A 17,578-nucleotide genomic window follows, 5' to 3' on the forward strand; every position below is an offset into this window, starting at 1 on the left:
ATGATGTTTAAACACTTCGCATGAACTTGGTGGGTTCACAACTGTTTAAATCTACATCATAGAGGATGAATTATGACAGCGACAAAAACAGCAAAGGACGACAAGGCAAATGAAGCGAATGCTTCTGCTACGGAGCCGCAAAGCACTGTAGTTCAGGCAGAAGACCGAGCAGCCGTGGCGCAGATCATTGTCGATAAGTACTCTAAATGGTCGTTTGGTTCTGGGTTAATCCCAATTCCAGCGGTTGATTTAGTGGCTTTGACGGGTATCCAAATGAAGATGATTGGTGAAATTGCCAACGTGTATGGCCAATCATACAGCGACAATAAACTGCGTGGCACGGTCAGTGCTGTGATCGGTGGTTCATTTCCGCAAACGCTTGGGGGAGCAGGTTTAAGTAGCTTCTTAAAAGCAGTGCCGGTAATTGGAACATTGAGTGCAATCGCATTTATGCCTGTAGTGTCTGCCGCATCTACGCATGCAGTAGGCAGCACGTTTATTCGTCATTTTGAAAATGGTGGCACTTTGATTGACCTTAATCTTTCTAGCATTAAGGGCGATATTGCTGATATTGCAGCGAAGTATCGTAAAAATAAAGGTAATGCCAGCACACAACCGAGCGATGCCACTGTGTAATCACAGTGGCTGAACCTTGATAAACCAACAGGCTAACTGTTGGTTTATTTCGCAGCATTGGGCTTTTGAGGAGGTCATTATGATAGTGGCATTGTATTTGGTGTTATGTATTTTATCCGGCTATTGGGGACGCAATACGTTTGCAGGGCCGGTGGGGTTTTTTCTGATTTCATTATTTTTGACGCCGATAGTGAGCTTGCTGATGTTGCTGCTCACCCAAGATCGTAACCCACAGCAAGAAAGTGAGGAAGACTAGCTTTAATTTAGATTAAGTGCGCTTGGCGATAATTATCGCTGTAAGGCTATTTAGCCGATAACAAAAATGATAAGAAAATCAAAATGGTATTATACGATTTAATCAGTCGGAATATAAAAATAAAGAAAAGGACTTTCGTGATGTTGGGCTGTATCTCTGGCCTTGCTAATGCGTTAGTCCTTGCCTTGATAAATAACGTGTCGGAAAACATTTCAGATATCCACAAAGAGAACCATATTCTTTACTATCTGGTGTTGTTTATTCTGACCATTTCAATTTATGGCCTGACGCAGCAAAGGCTGATGACCAAAGCCGCTAAAATGGTCGAAAAAGCCATTGATAGGCTGCGTGTCGAGTTATTTGAATGTGTGCGTCATACCGAGTTATCCACCCTTGAAACCATAGGTAAAGAGCGCATTTTTAATACGCTCAGTAAAGAGCTGCAAACCATTTCACAGTCGGCACAGCTGTTTGTGATTATTGGCCAGTCGATCAGCCTAGTGTTTTTTACTTCTTTATATATTGCGTGGCACTCGTTTGTGGCATTTTTGGTTATCTCCATTTTAATTTTAATGGGCGCCAGCATTCACCGGCTGCGCGCTAATGAAATCCAACGCAATATGCAGCTGTCATTCGAGAGCGAAAATAAGCTGATCCAACGCTTATCTGACTTATTGGATGGCTTTAAAGAAGTGAAGCTGAGCGTACCGCGAGCCGATGACTTAGAACACGAGTTTGTTATGGACTCTGCGCGGGCTAAAAAAGCCAAAACCACCACACAAACCTTATTCGCCACTGACTTTGTGCTCTCGCAAATCACCTTCTTTGCCGCCACGGGGGCCATGGTATTTATTGTGCCGAGCCTGTCTCATGTATACACGGATGTGGTGATTAAAGTCACCACGGCGTCACTGTTTTTAATTGGTCCCATTACCAGTATTGTGGGCGGGATCCCAATTTACACCACAGCAACGGAAGCGGCGCAAAACGTACTGACTTTGGAAGAAGATCTCAAACGTGCCAAAGTAGATAATTCAAACTTAGATACCGAGCACTTTTCCTATGTACATAATTTTGATGAGTTGAAATTGGAAGGGGCTTATTACCAGCATGGCCAAAAAGGCGGAGATAGGCCGTTTTTTGTTGGCCCCGTGGATTTAAGCTTGAAGCGCGGGCAGGTCACCTTTATCACAGGTGGTAATGGCAGCGGTAAAACCACATTTATCCGTATGTTAACTGGGTTGTACGAGCTGCAAGGCGGGCAAATATTAGTAGATGGCCAACCTATCACAGATAACCTCAAAGAGGCGTATCGCAGCTTATTTACAGCGGTGTTCGCAGACTTTCATTTATTCAAGCAGCTTTATGGCATTCACAATACCAGCCAAGAAGAAATCGATGATTGGTTGGCGTTTTTAGAGATGAACACCAAGGTCAAAGTAGTGGATGGGGAGTTCAGCAGCATTGACCTATCCTCAGGTCAGCGCAAGCGATTGGCGCTTTTGAGCACCATTTTAGAAAACCGGCCCATTTATATATTTGATGAGTGGGCGGCGGATCAGGACCCTATTTTTAGGCGTAAGTTTTATGAGCAAGTACTGCCAAAACTTAAAGCTCGCGGTAACACCGTCATTGCCATCACCCATGATGATGCGTATTTCCATTTGGCCGATGTGCACTTAAAAATGGTCGAAGGACAGTTAATGGAACACCATGAAGTTGAGGGTAAAGGAGTAACATCATGAACATCATTCTCCCTTCTGATATAACGCTGACGATTATTATTAGCGCCATCTTGGCGATAATAATATCGAATATTTTGATGCGCTTGCTCAAGCGTTATCAACCTAAATTGAGACGACGCATTTTATCTTGGCGCTTTCGAGCAGGGTTAACCTTATTGATTGCGATATTTTTGGTGATAGCGCTTATTCCAGTCATTTTTATCAAGGTTGATTCGGGTGAAGTGGGGGTACTTTGGAAGCGGTTCGGTGGCGGTACCTATTTGGATGCGCCACTACATGAAGGCACAGTATTGGTGTTTCCATGGGATACGCTCACCATTTACTCTAGCCGCTATCAAACAGCACATACCAATGTGTATGCCATCACCAATGAAGGCTTGCGGATCACCTTAGATATCACGGTTCGTTATCGCCCTGAAGTGGACTTTATTCCCTATTTGCACAAGTTAGTCGGGCCAGATTATGTCGATGAAATCATTCTCCCAGAGGTGAGCTCCGGGGTGCGTATGATTGTATCGCAATATGATGCTGAGCAGGTGTACGGCAATCAGCGCAAAGAAGTGCAAGAAGAGTTGCTTGGACAAGTGCTCAATGAGCTGGAACTAAAAGAAAAGTCGATGTTGCGCCAAGAAGCGCAAAAAATGGCGGGCCACCACTTAGTGAACTTGGATGATGTGCTGATCAAGCGCGTTGATTTACCTGACAAAGTACACAGTGCGATCATTTCCAAAGTGAATCAAAACTACATTTTGGAAGAGTACAAAATGCGTGTTGAAGTCGCGAAAAAAGAAGCGCTACGTAAAGAGGAAGAAGCCAAAGGGATTGCGCTTTTCCAAGAAATGGTCAGTGACGGTATTTCTGAGGCCTATTTAAAGTGGCGTGGTATTGAAGCCACCATTGAGCTGGCAAAATCAAACAATGCCAAAGTGGTGGTGATTGGCAGTGGTAAAGATGGCCTACCACTGATTTTAAATACAGAGAGTAGCCTGACGCCAAAAAACAGCAGCTTTAAAGAGACGCATAAGCCAGGCGAGCTAAAAGCAGAGCTCGAGGCCTCAGGGGAAATACGCGATAAAGACGACTATTTAAATAGCGTCGATAAGTATGGCCACAAGTTAAAACCGGATCTTCGTCAACCCGATAAAACCCTAACGGATAGATCATTGCAAACCGGCGAACCCATGGAATATTTAAAGTAGAGACTAAAGCGCCTCTGGTAAAACAGGGGCGTTTTTTTCGTTGGATCAGTCTCATTGTTGGAATAGAGAGCTCTTATAAAAACATTATTGAAAGAGTCAAATATGGGCTTTTTTGTGTTCGTTTAGACACTAATGTGACACTTTAAGGGCGTTTGTCACGACTTTGACACTCTGTAAATTAAATATGAAATGGTTAGTTTTTGTACTATAAGGGTTTGATTTTAATGGAGTACTTTGGTGAAAATGGTGGCCCCACCTGGACTCGAACCAGGGACCTACCGATTATGAGTCGGGTGCTCTAACCAACTGAGCTATAGGGCCATTTTCAGCGATTGTATGAAAACAATCTTTTGAAGCGCTGGCAGTATATGAATTTTTGCGCCGCTTGTCACTAGCTAAAGTGGAAAAATATAACTTATCTTGTTCAATTGATTAATAAAAAAGCAGAAAAGTGTGGTTGTGAAAAACAAAAAAGCCGGTATAAACCGGCTTTTTTTACGAAAACATCTATTACAAACCGAGTTTCTTCTCTAGGTAGTGGATGTTTGTACCACCATTTTGGAAGTTTTCGTCTGCTAAGATCTTCTTGTGTAACGGTGTATTTGTTTTGATACCGTCAATCACAAGTTCGTTTAATGCATTGCGAGCACGGGCGATTGCAACGTCACGGTTTTCACCATAAGTGATTAATTTACCGATCATTGAATCGTAGTGCGGCGGTACTGTGTAGTCAGCGTAAATGTGGCTGTCCCAACGAATACCTAAGCCACCTGCAGGGTGGAAACGCGTGATTTTACCTGGAGACGGAATGAACGACTCTGGATCTTCAGCGTTAATACGACACTCGATAGCGTGACCTTTGATCACAACGTCATCTTGTGTGATTGATAGAGGCTGACCAGCAGCAATTTTTAGCTGCTCTTTGATTAGGTCAACGCCTGTAACCATTTCAGTTACTGGGTGCTCTACCTGAATACGTGTATTCATTTCGATGAAGTAGAATTCGCCATTCTCGTATAGGAATTCGAATGTACCTGCACCGCGATAACCGATTTCGATACATGCACGTGTACAACGGTCACCGATGAACTTACGCATTTCTGCTGTGATACCCGGTGCTGGCGCTTCTTCAACTACTTTTTGGTGACGACGCTGCATTGAACAGTCACGCTCACCTAGGTGAATTGCATTGCCTTGACCGTCAGCTAGTACCTGTACTTCGATGTGACGTGGGTTTTCTAGGAATTTTTCCATGTAAACCATGCCGTTGCCGAAGAACTGCTGTGCTTCAGTTTGCGTCAGTGCGATTGAGTCTAGTAACTCTTCTTCTGAGCGAACAACACGCATACCACGACCACCGCCGCCGCCTGCAGCTTTGATGATAACAGGGTAACCGATGCGCTTAGCGATTTGCACGTTGCGCTCGTTATCTTCTGTCAGTGGGCCGTCTGAACCAGGTACACACGGTACGCCAGCTTTACGCATTGCTTCGATTGCAGAAACTTTATCACCCATTAGACGAATTGTGTCGCCCTTTGGACCGATAAAGATAAAGCCACTTTGCTCAACTTGGTCAGCAAAGTCAGCATTTTCTGATAAGAAACCGTATCCTGGGTGGATAGCAACAGCGTCTGTTACTTCTGCCGCAGCGATAATGCGAGGAATATCTAGGTAACTCTCAGACGCAGCTGGTTTACCGATACAAATTGTTTCGTCTGCAAGTAGAACGTGTTTAAGGTCACGGTCGGCAGTTGAGTGTACTGCAACCGTTTTAATCCCAAGCTCCTTGCAGGCACGCAATACGCGAAGTGCAATTTCACCTCGGTTCGCAATGACTACTTTATCTAACATAGTGTTTGCCTTCTTGGGAGTTATTCGATGATGAATAGTGGCTGATCAAATTCTACTGGCTCGCCGTTTTCAACTAAGATAGCTTTAACAGTACCTGCCTTGTCAGATTCGATCTGGTTCATCATCTTCATCGCTTCAACGATGCATAGCGTGTCGCCAACGTTTACTTTTGTACCAACTTCAACGTATGCCGCAGCGGTTGGAGAAGACGCAGAGTAGAAAGTACCAACCATTGGAGACTTAACTTGATGACCCGCAGGTGTTGCTGCTTCTGCTGGGGCGTCAGCTGCTGGCGCCGCCGCAGGGGCTGCTACTGGTGCCGCTGCAGGTGCAGGTACTGCGAATTGCTGAGGCTGAGCCATAACCGGTGCACTGCTGTGACGGTTAATACGTACTGATTCTTCACCTTCGGTGATCTCTAGCTCTGCAATACCTGATTCTTCTACTAGTTCGATTAGTTTTTTAATCTTGCGAATATCCATAACTTGGCCCGCCTGTTAGTTAATTTGAGTTATCTTGTTTGCACAACTGGTCAATCGCTGCCGTTAATGCAGCTTGATAGCCAATTGTACCTAATCCACATATGACGCCTTTCGCTACATCCGAGAAGTAGGAGGTATGTCGAAACGGCTCACGTGCGTGCACATTTGAAATATGCACTTCATAAAATGGGACGCTGATACTGAGCAACGCATCGCGTATGGCGATACTGGTGTGTGTGAAAGCCGCTGGATTGATAATAATACAATCCACTTTGCCATAATGGTCATGGATGGTATCGATAAGCTCTGCTTCACTGTTGCTCTGAAAATGAGTCAGCACCACATTGTGTTGTTCTGCGCACTTTGTCAGTGACTGCATTATCTCAGCTAAGGTCTGTGTGCCATATTTGTCTGGCTCGCGACGGCCCAACATGTTCAAATTTGGACCATTAAGTACTAAAACCTTAAAATTTGCTGACATAATGCGTGAAATTCCTTTAAATGGGAAATAACGAGACTTTTTGTCTCTTGCTGTGTCTAACTTAAGCGCTTGCGCGATAAATAGCAAATATTTCTCACGTTCGTGAACTATTATAGAGTGTTCGAGGTAAATAGCAGCAAAATACTGGTCTAATCAGAGATAAAGCACAGCCTATTTAAGTCTGTTGCTTAAATAGGCTGTTGGAAGAGGGAAGGATTTACTGGTAATTGCGTACTTTACGTAGGTGATCTGCAAAGTCTTCTGCATTCATAAAGCCAGTTACGCGCAGTTCGGGGATTTCGTTGCCTTGTTCGTCGAAGAACAGCATGCTTGGTAAGCCGAATACGGTGAAGAACTCCATGATTTCAAACGTGGTGTCATTACTTTCAGTTAAGTCGAGCTTTAATAACTCAAAGTGTTGGAACTCAGCCTGTACTTGCGCCTCTGGGAAGGTGTACTTCTCAAACTCTTTACAGGCCACACACCAATCAGCGTATAAGTCGACGACGGCAATCTTGCCTTGTTGATTGGCTTTGGCGACTTCGCTGTGCAGTCCTTCTAGTCCCTCGATAAGACGGAATTTTTTCTCTTCCATCACACCGGCAGCAACACTAACTTGTGGTTGAGGTGCTGGGAAAAGCACAGACTTTGCCATAAAGAAGGCACTGACAAATAAGGTCATCGACAGCGCCCATAAGAAGGTTTTGCCTTTGCCTTGTGATTGCGCACTTTGCCAATAATGTAGATATAGCGCGGTGGCAATGGCCAATACTGAAGCCAGCATTACAATAATGTCAAAGTCTAAGATGCGCTCAAGTAAAATCAGTGGCACAAACAACATTAAGAAACCGAACAGCGTTTTCACCTGCTCCATCCAGCCGCCTGCTTTGGGGAGTAACTTGCCGCCGGAGGTGCCCAGTAATAGTAGCGGTAGACCCATACCTAAGCTCAGCGCATATAAAGTCAAGCCGCCAACAAGGTAGTCACCACTTTGCGCAACATATAATAGTGCAGCAGACAGCGGCGCGGTCGTACAAGGACTGGCGATTAAGCCAGATAGCACACCCATCATAAAGACGCCGGTATAATTGCCGCCTTTTTGCTGGTTACTGATCTCTGTTAATTTGCTCATCATGCCGCTTGGCAGCTTTAGCTCAAACCAACCAAACATGGCAAAGGCTAAAATGACAAACAAAATACTGAAGCTAATCAGTACAGCAGGGTGTTGAATATAGCCTTGGATATGACCACCAAAATAAGCCACAACGAGACCTAGAGCTGCATATGTGACCGCCATACCTTGTACATACACAAATGACAGTGAAAATGCTTTTTTGGTAGACAGGTTCTGCTGACCAGCAATGAGGCTAGATAGGATAGGGAACATTGGGAATACACAAGGCGTGAATGCCAATAAAACACCCACTAAGAAAAACGCGCCTAAGTTGGTAACAAAGCTTTGCTGCGCCAATTTATCACTGAAAGACAGTTCGCCGTCATCATTGCTGCTCACTGTTTTTGGTTGTGGTGCCGGTTTAGCCGCCGTTTGCTGCGTGTTTGCTTCACTTTCTGCTTGTTTGGCGACTGTATTTGTTGCACCAGCCAGTGCAGTCAGTGGGATCTCAATGATCTCTGGTGGGTAGCACAGTCCAGCTTCTGCGCAGCCTTGATAGCGAATTTTGACTACCGCATCTTGGCCAATATTGCTCAGCTTCGAGACCACGGAAAGTTCGTCAAAGTATACTTCGGTGCGGCCAAAAAACTCATCTTCAATCATTCTACCTGTGCTTAGTTCAGGTACTTTGATGTCAGCGCCCTTGGCAACAAACTCCAGTTTATGTTTGTAGATATAGTAACCTGGCGCAATATCCCAGCCAGTGAATAACACAGAACCTTGCTGGTCAAAATCAAACTCAAAGGCTTGATCAACGGGTAAAAATGTTTGCTGTTTTGGTTCTAATAAGCTGTCTAAGACCGAGTTATTGGCCACAGCTTGAAAGCTGCCTATAAATAGCAGCGTTATAAAAGAAAATAGGAGCGTCGTCAGTCGCATTAATTTAGTACCTCTTCCATCCAGTTAAAATATTGCTGCGAGCCATCAGTGATTTCAATCACTTGTACTTCAGGTACGTCGTAGCTGTGCTCAGCTTGGATCGCATCAATGACGTTACTAACCAGTGCGGATGTTGTTTTGACTAGTAGTTTAACTTCTTCATCTTGGGTGACTTTTCCCTGCCACACGTAGATTGACTCTATTTTGGGCAAGATGTTCACACAAGCGGCTAATTTATTTAAAACTAAATGCGCCGCAATGTGGCGGGCATTGTCTTGACTATCACAAGTCGTCATGACCATTCTATACGGGGTACTCATCGTGTTTTTGCCGACTAAGTTAGTGGTGCCCTTATAGTAACGAATGACAACCCGGATCCCAAGGTGTGCTCGTTGAGTTGCATTTATATACTCTGAACTTTCAAACTCGGTTGTGTTCTAACAAAGACTTTTGCTGCTAAACCGACGTAGTAAGTCATCACCAGAGTACAAATAGATGCTGACTGTAAGCTTGAAATTAGACCTGACAAGCCATACATCTATTTCAGTTTATTTGGAGAATCTATGTTTAAAGTTCTTTTTTTGTTATTTATTGTCGTACCCATTGTTGAAATTGCGCTGCTTATTCAAGTCAGTGATGTAATTGGTGGGTTTGCGACCATCGCGCTGGTGATTGCCACAGCAATTTTAGGTGCAAAGTTGGTCAAGCAGCAGGGCTTAGGCGCGTACTCTAACGTGCAACAACAAATGGCGTCAGGTAAGTTACCTGGGCAAGATTTATTTACAGGGCTGTGCGTGATAATCGCTGGTGTATTTTTGATGACGCCGGGGATCATGACAGATGCCATAGGTTTTATGCTATTAACGCCAGTTATTCGCGAAAAAATAGCCAAAACACTGATTGAACAAGCCAGTGTGAAAATGCAAAGTTCTGCACAGAGCAGTATGTTTGGGCAAGGTTTTGGCCAGTCTCAAGCGCATCAAGATGCATACTCTCCTTTCGAAGAGCAGAAATTTGACCCATTTGAGCGCAAAGCGCCAAAGTCAGAATCGCAATCGTCTACCACCATTGAAGGTGAATATCAGAGAAAAGATTAAAATTTTTTAGTTTTCTCTCTTGGGTTTTAAATATCCACCCCCATCTAGAATTGCAAGTTACAAATTAATCCAGAGAGTCGTGTTAGCGCCGTTAGTCGGGCCGCGACTCACTCTGAGTAAACAGTCTATTCTGTCCTTGTTCAGAAAAGTTAGGAGAACAAAATCAATGAACATTCGTCCTTTACATGATCGCGTTATTGTTAAGCGTCTAGAAGAAGAAACTAAATCTGCTGGCGGTATCGTATTGACTGGCTCAGCAGCTGAAAAATCAACTCGTGGTGAAGTTGTTGCTGTAGGTAATGGCCGCGTTTTGGACAGTGGTGAAGTAAGAGCACTAGAAGTTAAAGCAGGTGACACAGTACTTTTCGGCTCATATGTTGAAAAGACTGAAAAGATCGAAGGTCAAGAGTACCTGATCATGCGTGAAGACAATATCCTAGGTATTGTTGGCTAAGCAGTAGCTTGTAAGAAAAACACAGTAGCTTTTAACGAAAAGAATTTAGAGGAATAAAAACATGGCAGCAAAAGAAGTTCGTTTTGCAGGTGACGCTCGCACTAAAATGCTTCAGGGCGTTAACGTATTAGCTGACGCAGTAAAGGTAACACTGGGTCCTAAAGGTCGTAACGTCGTACTTGATAAGTCATTCGGCGCACCAACTATCACTAAAGATGGTGTATCTGTAGCGAAAGAAATTGAACTTGAAGACAAGTTTGAGAACATGGGCGCACAGATGGTTAAAGAAGTTGCGTCAAAAGCAAATGATGCAGCTGGTGACGGTACAACGACTGCAACGGTTCTTGCGCAAGCAATCGTAAACGAAGGCCTTAAGTCTGTTGCAGCGGGTATGAACCCAATGGACCTTAAGCGCGGTATCGACAAAGCTGTTGTTGCAGCAGTTGAAGAGCTAAAAGCACTTTCTGCACCATGTGCTGATACAAAAGCAATTGCACAGGTAGGTACTATCTCTGCAAACTCTGATAAAGAAATTGGTGATATCATTGCTGAAGCAATGGAAAAAGTAGGCCGTGAATCAGGTGTTATCACGGTTGAAGAAGGTCAATCTCTTGAGAATGAACTTGACGTTGTAGAAGGTATGCAGTTTGACCGCGGTTACCTATCTCCGTATTTCATCAACAACGCTGAAAAAGGCCAAGTTGAGCTAGACAACCCACACATTCTACTTGTAGACAAAAAAGTATCTAACATCCGTGAACTACTTCCTACACTAGAAGGTGTTGCTAAGACAAGCAAGCCACTACTTATCATTGCTGAAGACCTTGAAGGTGAAGCTCTGGCAACGCTAGTTGTGAACAACATGCGTGGCATCGTAAAAGTAGCTGCGGTTAAAGCGCCTGGTTTCGGTGACCGTCGTAAGGCAATGCTGCAAGACATCGCTATCCTAACGGGCGGTACTGTGATTTCGGAAGAAATCGGTCTAGAGCTTGAGAAAGCAACACTAGAAGACCTAGGTACAGCTAAGCGCGTTGTTATCACTAAAGACGACACAACGATTATCGATGGTGTTGGTGAGCAAGCTGCTATCGACGGCCGCGTTTCACAAATCAAAGCACAAATCGAAGAAGCGACGTCTGACTACGACAAAGAAAAACTTCAAGAGCGCATGGCAAAACTTGCTGGCGGTGTTGCTGTAATCAAAGTTGGCGCAGCAACTGAAGTTGAAATGAAAGAGAAGAAAGACCGCGTTGAAGATGCATTACACGCAACTCGCGCAGCGGTTGAAGAAGGTGTGGTACCAGGTGGTGGTGTTGCACTAGTTCGTGTTGCTAGCAAGATCGCTGGCCTTGAAGGCGACAACGAAGATCAGAACCACGGTGTTAACGTTGCACTACGTGCGATGGAAGCGCCACTTCGTCAAATCGTTTCAAACGCAGGTGACGAAGCGTCAGTTGTTGTTAACGCTGTAAAAGCAGGCGAAGGTAACTACGGTTACAACGCGGCAAATGGCCAGTACGACGACATGATCGAAATGGGGATCCTTGACCCAACTAAAGTAACGCGCTCTGCACTACAGTTCGCAGCATCAGTAGCGGGTCTGATGATCACAACTGAAGCCATGGTTGCTGAAATTCCAAAGGATGAAGCAGCAGCTGCACCAGATATGGGCGGCATGGGCGGTATGGGCGGCATGGGCGGCATGATGTAGTGCGACGAGAGTCGTATAGGTCGCTAACCTAGTAGGCTACACCGTAAGCGAGTATTAACTTACTCGCTTCCACCTTCCTGCAAAAATAGTAGTCAGTATTCTGGCATCGAAATGTGTAACGATGCCAGAACATTCACTAAGTGAATGCACTGCGCAATCGTTCAACGATTGGAAACTTTTCAGTCAATTTATATCTGGATTGGCTTTATTTAGCAACCTTGTTGCTAATTCCATTCTTTCCTTAGTGGGTGAAAGCCACACTAATGATTAAGCAATACGTTGAGTTTGTTTCAGACTCATAGCGTTATCAGTCTCTCAATATCTTAGTAAGTCCTTTTTAGGCGTGTTTGTATATTGTGTTATTGATAACCGTATTGTCACGTTGGTCATCGCTCTGGCGATGGTTTCACAATTTTGATTTTAGTTCTGACTGCGAGCGTTCTATAGACGTAAGCTGTTGTAATTATTGTCTCACCAATATTATTTGGTAGTGAGACCTGTTATGCGACTAACAGTAGCCTAGGAATAATGCATATCTGGTAACGGATGTGTATGAAGCTTTCTGACAATGTACTTCTGTGAAAACAATGCCTTAATTCGTGAGGATGGCATAGTCTGTGAGCAATGCACGGGCTGAAGGCTAGGCTGGGCAATAGGGCTAACGTATGTGAACTGTTGATAAACACCGTCAACCGCAATGAGCGAAATATTGCTGATACGCTCAAACCAAAAGGTATGTGACTGGCTATTTCTTTTACATCTGGAAATACGTCGTCGTTGAGTCACCGGTGGACAGACAGAGCCTAAGTTGTTCTTGTAATTACAATGGAACTCGGTAAGTCCAATTAATCGCCCTACATAGCTTTAGGCTCGGGCAGGTGAACCGCAAGGTGAGCTGATGATTAAGTGGATACAGGAGGTTGAAAAAAGCGAATGCCAATCTGTAATGGGTTGGATAGGGGTTCAAACTTTGCCCTAACTGGAAACAGTGCAGACTTTCAACAGGTCTTTAATTGTGTGAAGACGTGTAAAGCCGTCAATCACTGAACTTGTCGGGAAGCATTTTGCTTCCCGAAAGGAAAGTGAATTGCTGATTTCCTGACACTTTTTAGTTAAAGGAGAAAAGCAAGATGAGTGCGGAATGTATGTTCCATGTACCTGCGTTCTCCCACCAGGCGCACAGCTGGCATACCATTGATTGGTATTCAATTGAGCAAAAGGTGAGAGGGCTACAAGTACGGATCGCAAAGGCGACAAAGCAACAACAGTGGCGCAAGGTGAAAGCCCTGCAACGCATGTTGGTGCGCTCGTTTGCTGCCAAGGCTTTGGCAGTTAAACGGGTAACTGAAAATCGAGGCAAACGGACTGCCGGTGTCGATGGGGAGTTATGGAGTACACCTGAAAGTAAATGGCTGGCGCTATTTCGATTAACGCGTAAAGGTTATAAGCCCAAACCGTTGAGGCGGGTTTATATTCCAAAAGCGAACGGCAAGCGTCGACCGCTTGGGATACCGACCATGCTCGACAGAGCCATGCAGGCGTTATACCTGCTGGCACTAGAGCCTGTATCGGAAACCACCGCAGATAGGAATAGCTATGGCTTTCGCCCGATGCGCTCTACAGCAGATGCGATTGAACAATGTTTTGTGAATCTCAGTCGCAAGCATTCTGCTAAATGGGTGTTAGAGGGTGATATTAAAGGGTGTTTCGATAACATCAGTCATGACTGGTTACTTGCCAATGTCCCATTGGATAAACAAGTGCTCAGAAAATGGCTAAAAGCGGGGTTTATGGAATCCGGTAAATTAAATCCGACGGAAGCGGGCACGCCACAAGGTGGGATTATCTCTCCTGTGTTGGCTAATTTGGCACTTGATGGGCTGGAAGCGGTACTTGAATCTCATTTTGGGAAGAAAAATACCAAAGCCAGCTACAAGGCCAAGGTCAACTACGTGCGATACGCTGATGACTTCATCATTACTGGGATCTCGAAAGAGCTTTTAGAAGATGAAGTTAAACCTCTCGTAACAGCCTTTATGGCCGAGCGAGGGTTACAGTTATCGCCAGAAAAAACGGTGATCACGCATATAGAAGACGGGTTTGACTTTTTGGGGCAAAACTTACGAAAGTACCAAGGTAAGCTTTTAATTAAGCCAAGCCGAAAGAACTTGCGTAATTTGCTTCATAAAGTGAAAAGCATAGTGACGGGTAACAAAACAGTGACTGCCAGTATGTTGATAGCACAACTCAATCCGGTATTACGGGGCTGGGCTAACTATCATCGACATGTGGTTGCGAAAGAAACCTTTAACTATGTGGATTATCGGGTTTGGAAAATGTTGTGGCAATGGTGTCGAAGGCGTCATGCTAACAGGCGCAAGCGCTGGATTAAGTCTAAGTACTTTAAATCTGTGGGCAAACGCAATTGGACATTTTCCGGTATAACAATCGACGGTTTTGAGAAGCGATTGATATACACCAATGACACTGTGATAAAGCGACACACTAAGATCAAAGCGGACGCTAATCCGTATGACTTAGCATTTGAAACATATTTCGAGCAGCGCTTAGAGCGAGCTTGGCGTGATTCAATGCAAGGTCAGCGTAAAGTGCTAACGCTATGGCTCAGACAGCAGCATCGCTGCCCACTGTGCCGCCAGACAATTACCAAAGAAACAGGATGGAATATCCATCATATTGTGGAAAGGGTAAAAGGCGGTTCGGATGAGCTAAGTAACTTAGTGCTGTTGCATCCCAATTGTCATAGGCAATTGCATGTGATTGGTTTTTAGTAGCAAGTTTATGCATACAAGCTATTATGAAGTAACCAGTCGGGTTACTTCCACCAAGCGACTGTATAAACTTGAATTGGAAGTAAGGTCTGAGCCAGCTATGTCCCGACTCTTCAAGAGCCGCATAGCAGCACATTTGTGAGGAAGCCTATGGCCTATTCAAATAATGTGGGTTCAGATGCTCTAGCGCAGCGTCTTATCGCTACGGGAATGATACTAGGACTTTTGTTGTTCTTTGGTGTTGATCCAACTACAGCTATGATGATGACATTATCAATGTTCTCATATGTAGCTAAGGTTTAGAGCATTCTCGATGTATTTCTTCTATTGAAATACATCGACCTTATTTTCGCCGGTCTGTACTCAGGTGCTGACTTATAAAGGCTTGAGCCGTATGCGGGGAAACTCGCACGTACGGTTCTTAGGGGAGGGGTAGCCAGCAATGGCTGCTCCTTACCCGACATCATCCCCTAGCTCATAAGCTAATACGAAAAACCCAAGCAATAGCTTGGGTTTTTTTATTTTACTGATTTAGCGGCGTGGCTGGGTGACAAACCTGCTGGGCATGTCAATATGTAAGTTTTGGTTAGTTATTTGAGGTTATTATCCGTGTTTTTATTTTTGGAGTGTTTTTATCTTTCATTCTTAGGCCGGTCTTATAAATAATTACACAGCCTAAGTCGCTTATGTTTTTAAAGGCTAGGAAGACTAATTAAATAGCTTGCTGTCTTTCGAGTCGATCAGTGTCAATTTTGGATACTATGAGCAACGATAGGACAACGCCACAAATTATAGCTCTTAATGGGTATATCAAAATTTCATAGTTATCATAAACTAAAGTCAAACCTTGAAAAACACTTGCAATATTTTTACTAATGCCCAGTTGTTCTAAGTGCCTCAGTAAGTTTTCTATGAGTGCGAGCCAAAGTACTAGGGTAATAATACGATACAATCCAGCTAGAATACCTTCTGCATGAGTCATATTGACATCATTAAATTTGTCACTATTGGTAAAAGCCAGTAGCTTTCGTGATAGATATGTTCGTAGAATTAAAGCCTTTATAGTCACATAGCAAATGAATATTTGTATACCGAATATTAAAGAGCCCCAATATATAGTAGGAATATTCCTTTGATGAAAGGTAAGCAATATGATGCAATATTCTAATAATGCTGTTATAAACACTATGCCACAAATATGAATAACATTAATGTTGTTTCTTTTTATAAACATAACAGCAGCTGTTAAGCCAAGTATTGACAACACATAAGCGTCAGCATCGGCATACTGTATTGCAGTGAATGTGATTGCTGCCACGGAAATAACTAATAAGTTGAATGCATTCACTTCATCACCCTAGATCACACTTTATAGTGGCAATTGAGTGAGAAAGGATAATGTTAACACGCTGTGGTTCCGTGGGCTTAGCGGTTCCAGTACCACCTGAAATAAACATTGATTGTTTCTGAGTTAATTTCTTAAGGCTACGTTTTTTTAGATTAGGCTTACTATTCATTCTCAGTTCCCTTTATGCGTCTCTTCGCGATTAAAATGCCCTTTGATTGTACGCTGAATTTACAATCTGTTAGTTGTTTAAAAATAGACGTAAAGTCAATTTTACATACCTTACTCCAGACGACAAAGTATTCCAATGGTATTTTACTGACTTCTTTTTCGTAGTTGAGATAAGTGTCTCTGGAAATACCAACTAAATCGGCCATTTGCTTTTGTGTTTTGCCTGCAAGAAGACGCATATTTTTTAAATCGTCTCCAGTTATCATATGTGGCCTGTCCCTCACAGTCACGGTTCCTTATTCCTGTTTTTAATTAAAATTTACCTAGTTTACACTGTTGTATTACTGTATTGTTTTTGTAAATTTATTGCAATGTATAAAGGCTGGCAACATATAAATAATCAGCTAAATAATATTAATTAATATACTCTAAAACGATAAAAGTCTGGGTGAAAGGTTGTATTTAATTATCGGGGATGAATATTACTTATTACTAATAAACGCCATTGGACATTTTCCGGTATAACATATAACAATCGACGGTTTTGATAAGCGATTGGTATACACCAATGACACCGTGATAAAGCGACACACTAAGATCAGAGCGGACGCTAATCCGTATAACTTAGCATTTGAAACATACTTCGAGCAGCGCCTAGAGCGAGCTTGGCGTGATTCAATGCAAGGTCAGCGCAAAGTGCTGACGCTATGGCTCAGACAGCAGCATCGCTGCCCACTGTGCCGCCAGAATATTACCAAAGAAACCGGATGGAATATCCATCATATTGTGGAAAGGGTAAAAGGCGGTTCGGATGAGTTGGATAACTTGGTGTTGTTGCACCCTAATTGTCATAGGCAATTGCATGTTCTTTTCTAAGCCTAAAGGTTGATTTTTAATGATTGGTACCCACATATAATATCAACCTGATAAGCTGGTACGAGCATTACAGCAAATACAGGGAAACTTATAGTTTGATTGTTGTAAAAAGAGGTTCTAAATGAAACTAAAGAACTTGAAAGGAACGAGTAATAATACTTGTAAATGCGATAGTTGGCTTGAACACTGGAAAACTTATACTGGAGAAAAGTCACTGCCAAGTTACTGTGGTGAAAAATCCTGTATGAATGATCCTGAAGTAGGTGCTCATGTAATCAAGGTCAACTCCGTTGATAAAAAGTGGTACATCGTACCGTTATGCAAAAAACATAACAAGGAAGACGAGGAGTTTGAACTTTACAGCGAGATAAAACTTGCTAGTGCTAACGTTCAAGTTACTTGTGGTTAAAGCAGTCGCTGGTCTGTACT

17 protein-coding genes and 1 tRNA gene are annotated in these 17,578 nt (G+C 43.5%); 10 read left to right on the top strand and 8 right to left on the bottom strand.

Features of this window, described 5'->3' with window-relative positions:
* The first annotated feature begins 72 nt into the window (after positions 1-72).
* The 4 genes from AC2CZC_RS08250 to AC2CZC_RS08265 all read left to right on the top strand — a co-directional run bounded on the left by AC2CZC_RS08250 (position 73) and on the right by AC2CZC_RS08265 (position 3,836).
* Positions 73-636, top strand: a complete 564-nt coding sequence (locus AC2CZC_RS08250; RefSeq protein WP_237135593.1) for a YcjF family protein — start codon at positions 73-75, stop codon at positions 634-636.
* A gap of 79 nt (positions 637-715) precedes the next feature.
* Positions 716-892, top strand: coding sequence for a hypothetical protein (locus AC2CZC_RS08255; protein WP_284021700.1), 177 nt, complete (start codon positions 716-718; stop codon positions 890-892).
* 140 nt (positions 893-1,032) lie between these two features.
* Positions 1,033-2,637: a cyclic peptide export ABC transporter gene (locus tag AC2CZC_RS08260; protein WP_237135592.1), complete on the top strand. Its 1,605-nt coding sequence runs from the start codon at positions 1,033-1,035 to the stop codon at positions 2,635-2,637.
* Entirely contained in the window at positions 2,634-3,836 is a 1,203-nt protein-coding gene (locus AC2CZC_RS08265) for a prohibitin family protein (protein ID WP_484584453.1), read from the top strand. Before AC2CZC_RS08260 ends, AC2CZC_RS08265 begins: the two co-directional genes overlap by 4 nt.
* 244 nt (positions 3,837-4,080) lie before the next feature.
* On the opposite strand, the gene AC2CZC_RS08270 is transcribed toward AC2CZC_RS08265, so the two are convergent.
* The 6 genes from AC2CZC_RS08270 to cutA all read right to left on the bottom strand — a co-directional run bounded on the left by AC2CZC_RS08270 (position 4,081) and on the right by cutA (position 9,023).
* Positions 4,081-4,157: transfer RNA gene (locus AC2CZC_RS08270), tRNA-Ile, on the bottom strand.
* Positions 4,158-4,346: 189 nt separating this feature from the next.
* The gene (gene accC / locus AC2CZC_RS08275) at positions 4,347-5,687 is read right to left on the bottom strand and encodes an acetyl-CoA carboxylase biotin carboxylase subunit (protein WP_063361268.1); all 1,341 of its coding nucleotides are present in this window, start codon (positions 5,685-5,687) and stop codon (positions 4,347-4,349) included.
* Positions 5,688-5,707: 20 nt separating this feature from the next.
* The gene (gene accB / locus AC2CZC_RS08280; RefSeq protein ID WP_023400705.1) at positions 5,708-6,169 is read right to left on the bottom strand and encodes an acetyl-CoA carboxylase biotin carboxyl carrier protein; all 462 of its coding nucleotides are present in this window, start codon (positions 6,167-6,169) and stop codon (positions 5,708-5,710) included.
* A gap of 19 nt (positions 6,170-6,188) precedes the next feature.
* Positions 6,189-6,650, bottom strand: coding sequence for a type II 3-dehydroquinate dehydratase (gene aroQ, locus AC2CZC_RS08285; protein WP_484584454.1), 462 nt, complete (start codon positions 6,648-6,650; stop codon positions 6,189-6,191).
* A 217-nt stretch (positions 6,651-6,867) separates the two neighbouring features.
* Positions 6,868-8,703, bottom strand: coding sequence for a protein-disulfide reductase DsbD (locus AC2CZC_RS08290; protein ID WP_484584455.1), 1,836 nt, complete (start codon positions 8,701-8,703; stop codon positions 6,868-6,870).
* Positions 8,703-9,023 carry a divalent-cation tolerance protein CutA gene (gene cutA, locus AC2CZC_RS08295; RefSeq protein WP_063361264.1) on the bottom strand — a complete coding sequence of 107 codons (321 nt, stop codon included), beginning with the start codon at positions 9,021-9,023 and terminating at the stop codon, positions 8,703-8,705. The genes AC2CZC_RS08290 and cutA overlap by 1 nt, the downstream gene beginning before the upstream one ends.
* Positions 9,024-9,266: 243 nt before the next feature.
* Between cutA and AC2CZC_RS08300 the strand changes: the two genes are divergently transcribed.
* From AC2CZC_RS08300 to ltrA, 4 genes are all read left to right on the top strand, one after another.
* Positions 9,267-9,800 carry an FxsA family protein gene (locus AC2CZC_RS08300; RefSeq protein WP_484584456.1) on the top strand — a complete coding sequence of 178 codons (534 nt, stop codon included), beginning with the start codon at positions 9,267-9,269 and terminating at the stop codon, positions 9,798-9,800.
* 166 nt (positions 9,801-9,966) lie between these two features.
* Positions 9,967-10,254 (top strand): co-chaperone GroES, encoded by a 288-nt coding sequence (locus AC2CZC_RS08305; protein ID WP_023400700.1) that lies wholly within the window; start codon positions 9,967-9,969, stop codon positions 10,252-10,254.
* 61 nt (positions 10,255-10,315) lie between these two features.
* Entirely contained in the window at positions 10,316-11,965 is a 1,650-nt protein-coding gene (gene groL / locus AC2CZC_RS08310) for a chaperonin GroEL (protein WP_063361262.1), read from the top strand.
* Positions 11,966-13,095: 1,130 nt separating this feature from the next.
* On the top strand, positions 13,096-14,757 hold the full coding sequence (gene ltrA, locus AC2CZC_RS08315; RefSeq protein ID WP_484584457.1) for a group II intron reverse transcriptase/maturase: 1,662 nt from the start codon (positions 13,096-13,098) through the stop codon (positions 14,755-14,757).
* 712 nt (positions 14,758-15,469) lie between these two features.
* Here ltrA and AC2CZC_RS08320 read toward each other — a convergent pair.
* Complete coding sequence (locus AC2CZC_RS08320) at positions 15,470-16,105, bottom strand: hypothetical protein (protein WP_484584458.1); 636 nt, start codon at positions 16,103-16,105, stop codon at positions 15,470-15,472.
* 161 nt (positions 16,106-16,266) lie between these two features.
* The gene (locus AC2CZC_RS08325; protein WP_211036686.1) at positions 16,267-16,539 is read right to left on the bottom strand and encodes a helix-turn-helix domain-containing protein; all 273 of its coding nucleotides are present in this window, start codon (positions 16,537-16,539) and stop codon (positions 16,267-16,269) included.
* 310 nt (positions 16,540-16,849) lie between these two features.
* Between AC2CZC_RS08325 and AC2CZC_RS08330 the strand changes: the two genes are divergently transcribed.
* Together AC2CZC_RS08330 and AC2CZC_RS08335 are read left to right on the top strand one after the other, a co-directional pair.
* Complete coding sequence (locus AC2CZC_RS08330) at positions 16,850-17,149, top strand: HNH endonuclease (RefSeq protein WP_484584459.1); 300 nt, start codon at positions 16,850-16,852, stop codon at positions 17,147-17,149.
* A gap of 121 nt (positions 17,150-17,270) precedes the next feature.
* Complete coding sequence (locus AC2CZC_RS08335) at positions 17,271-17,558, top strand: hypothetical protein (protein WP_484584460.1); 288 nt, start codon at positions 17,271-17,273, stop codon at positions 17,556-17,558.
* The last annotated feature ends 20 nt before the right edge of the window (positions 17,559-17,578 follow it).

Source organism: Pseudoalteromonas sp. MMG033 (assembly GCF_057197785.1).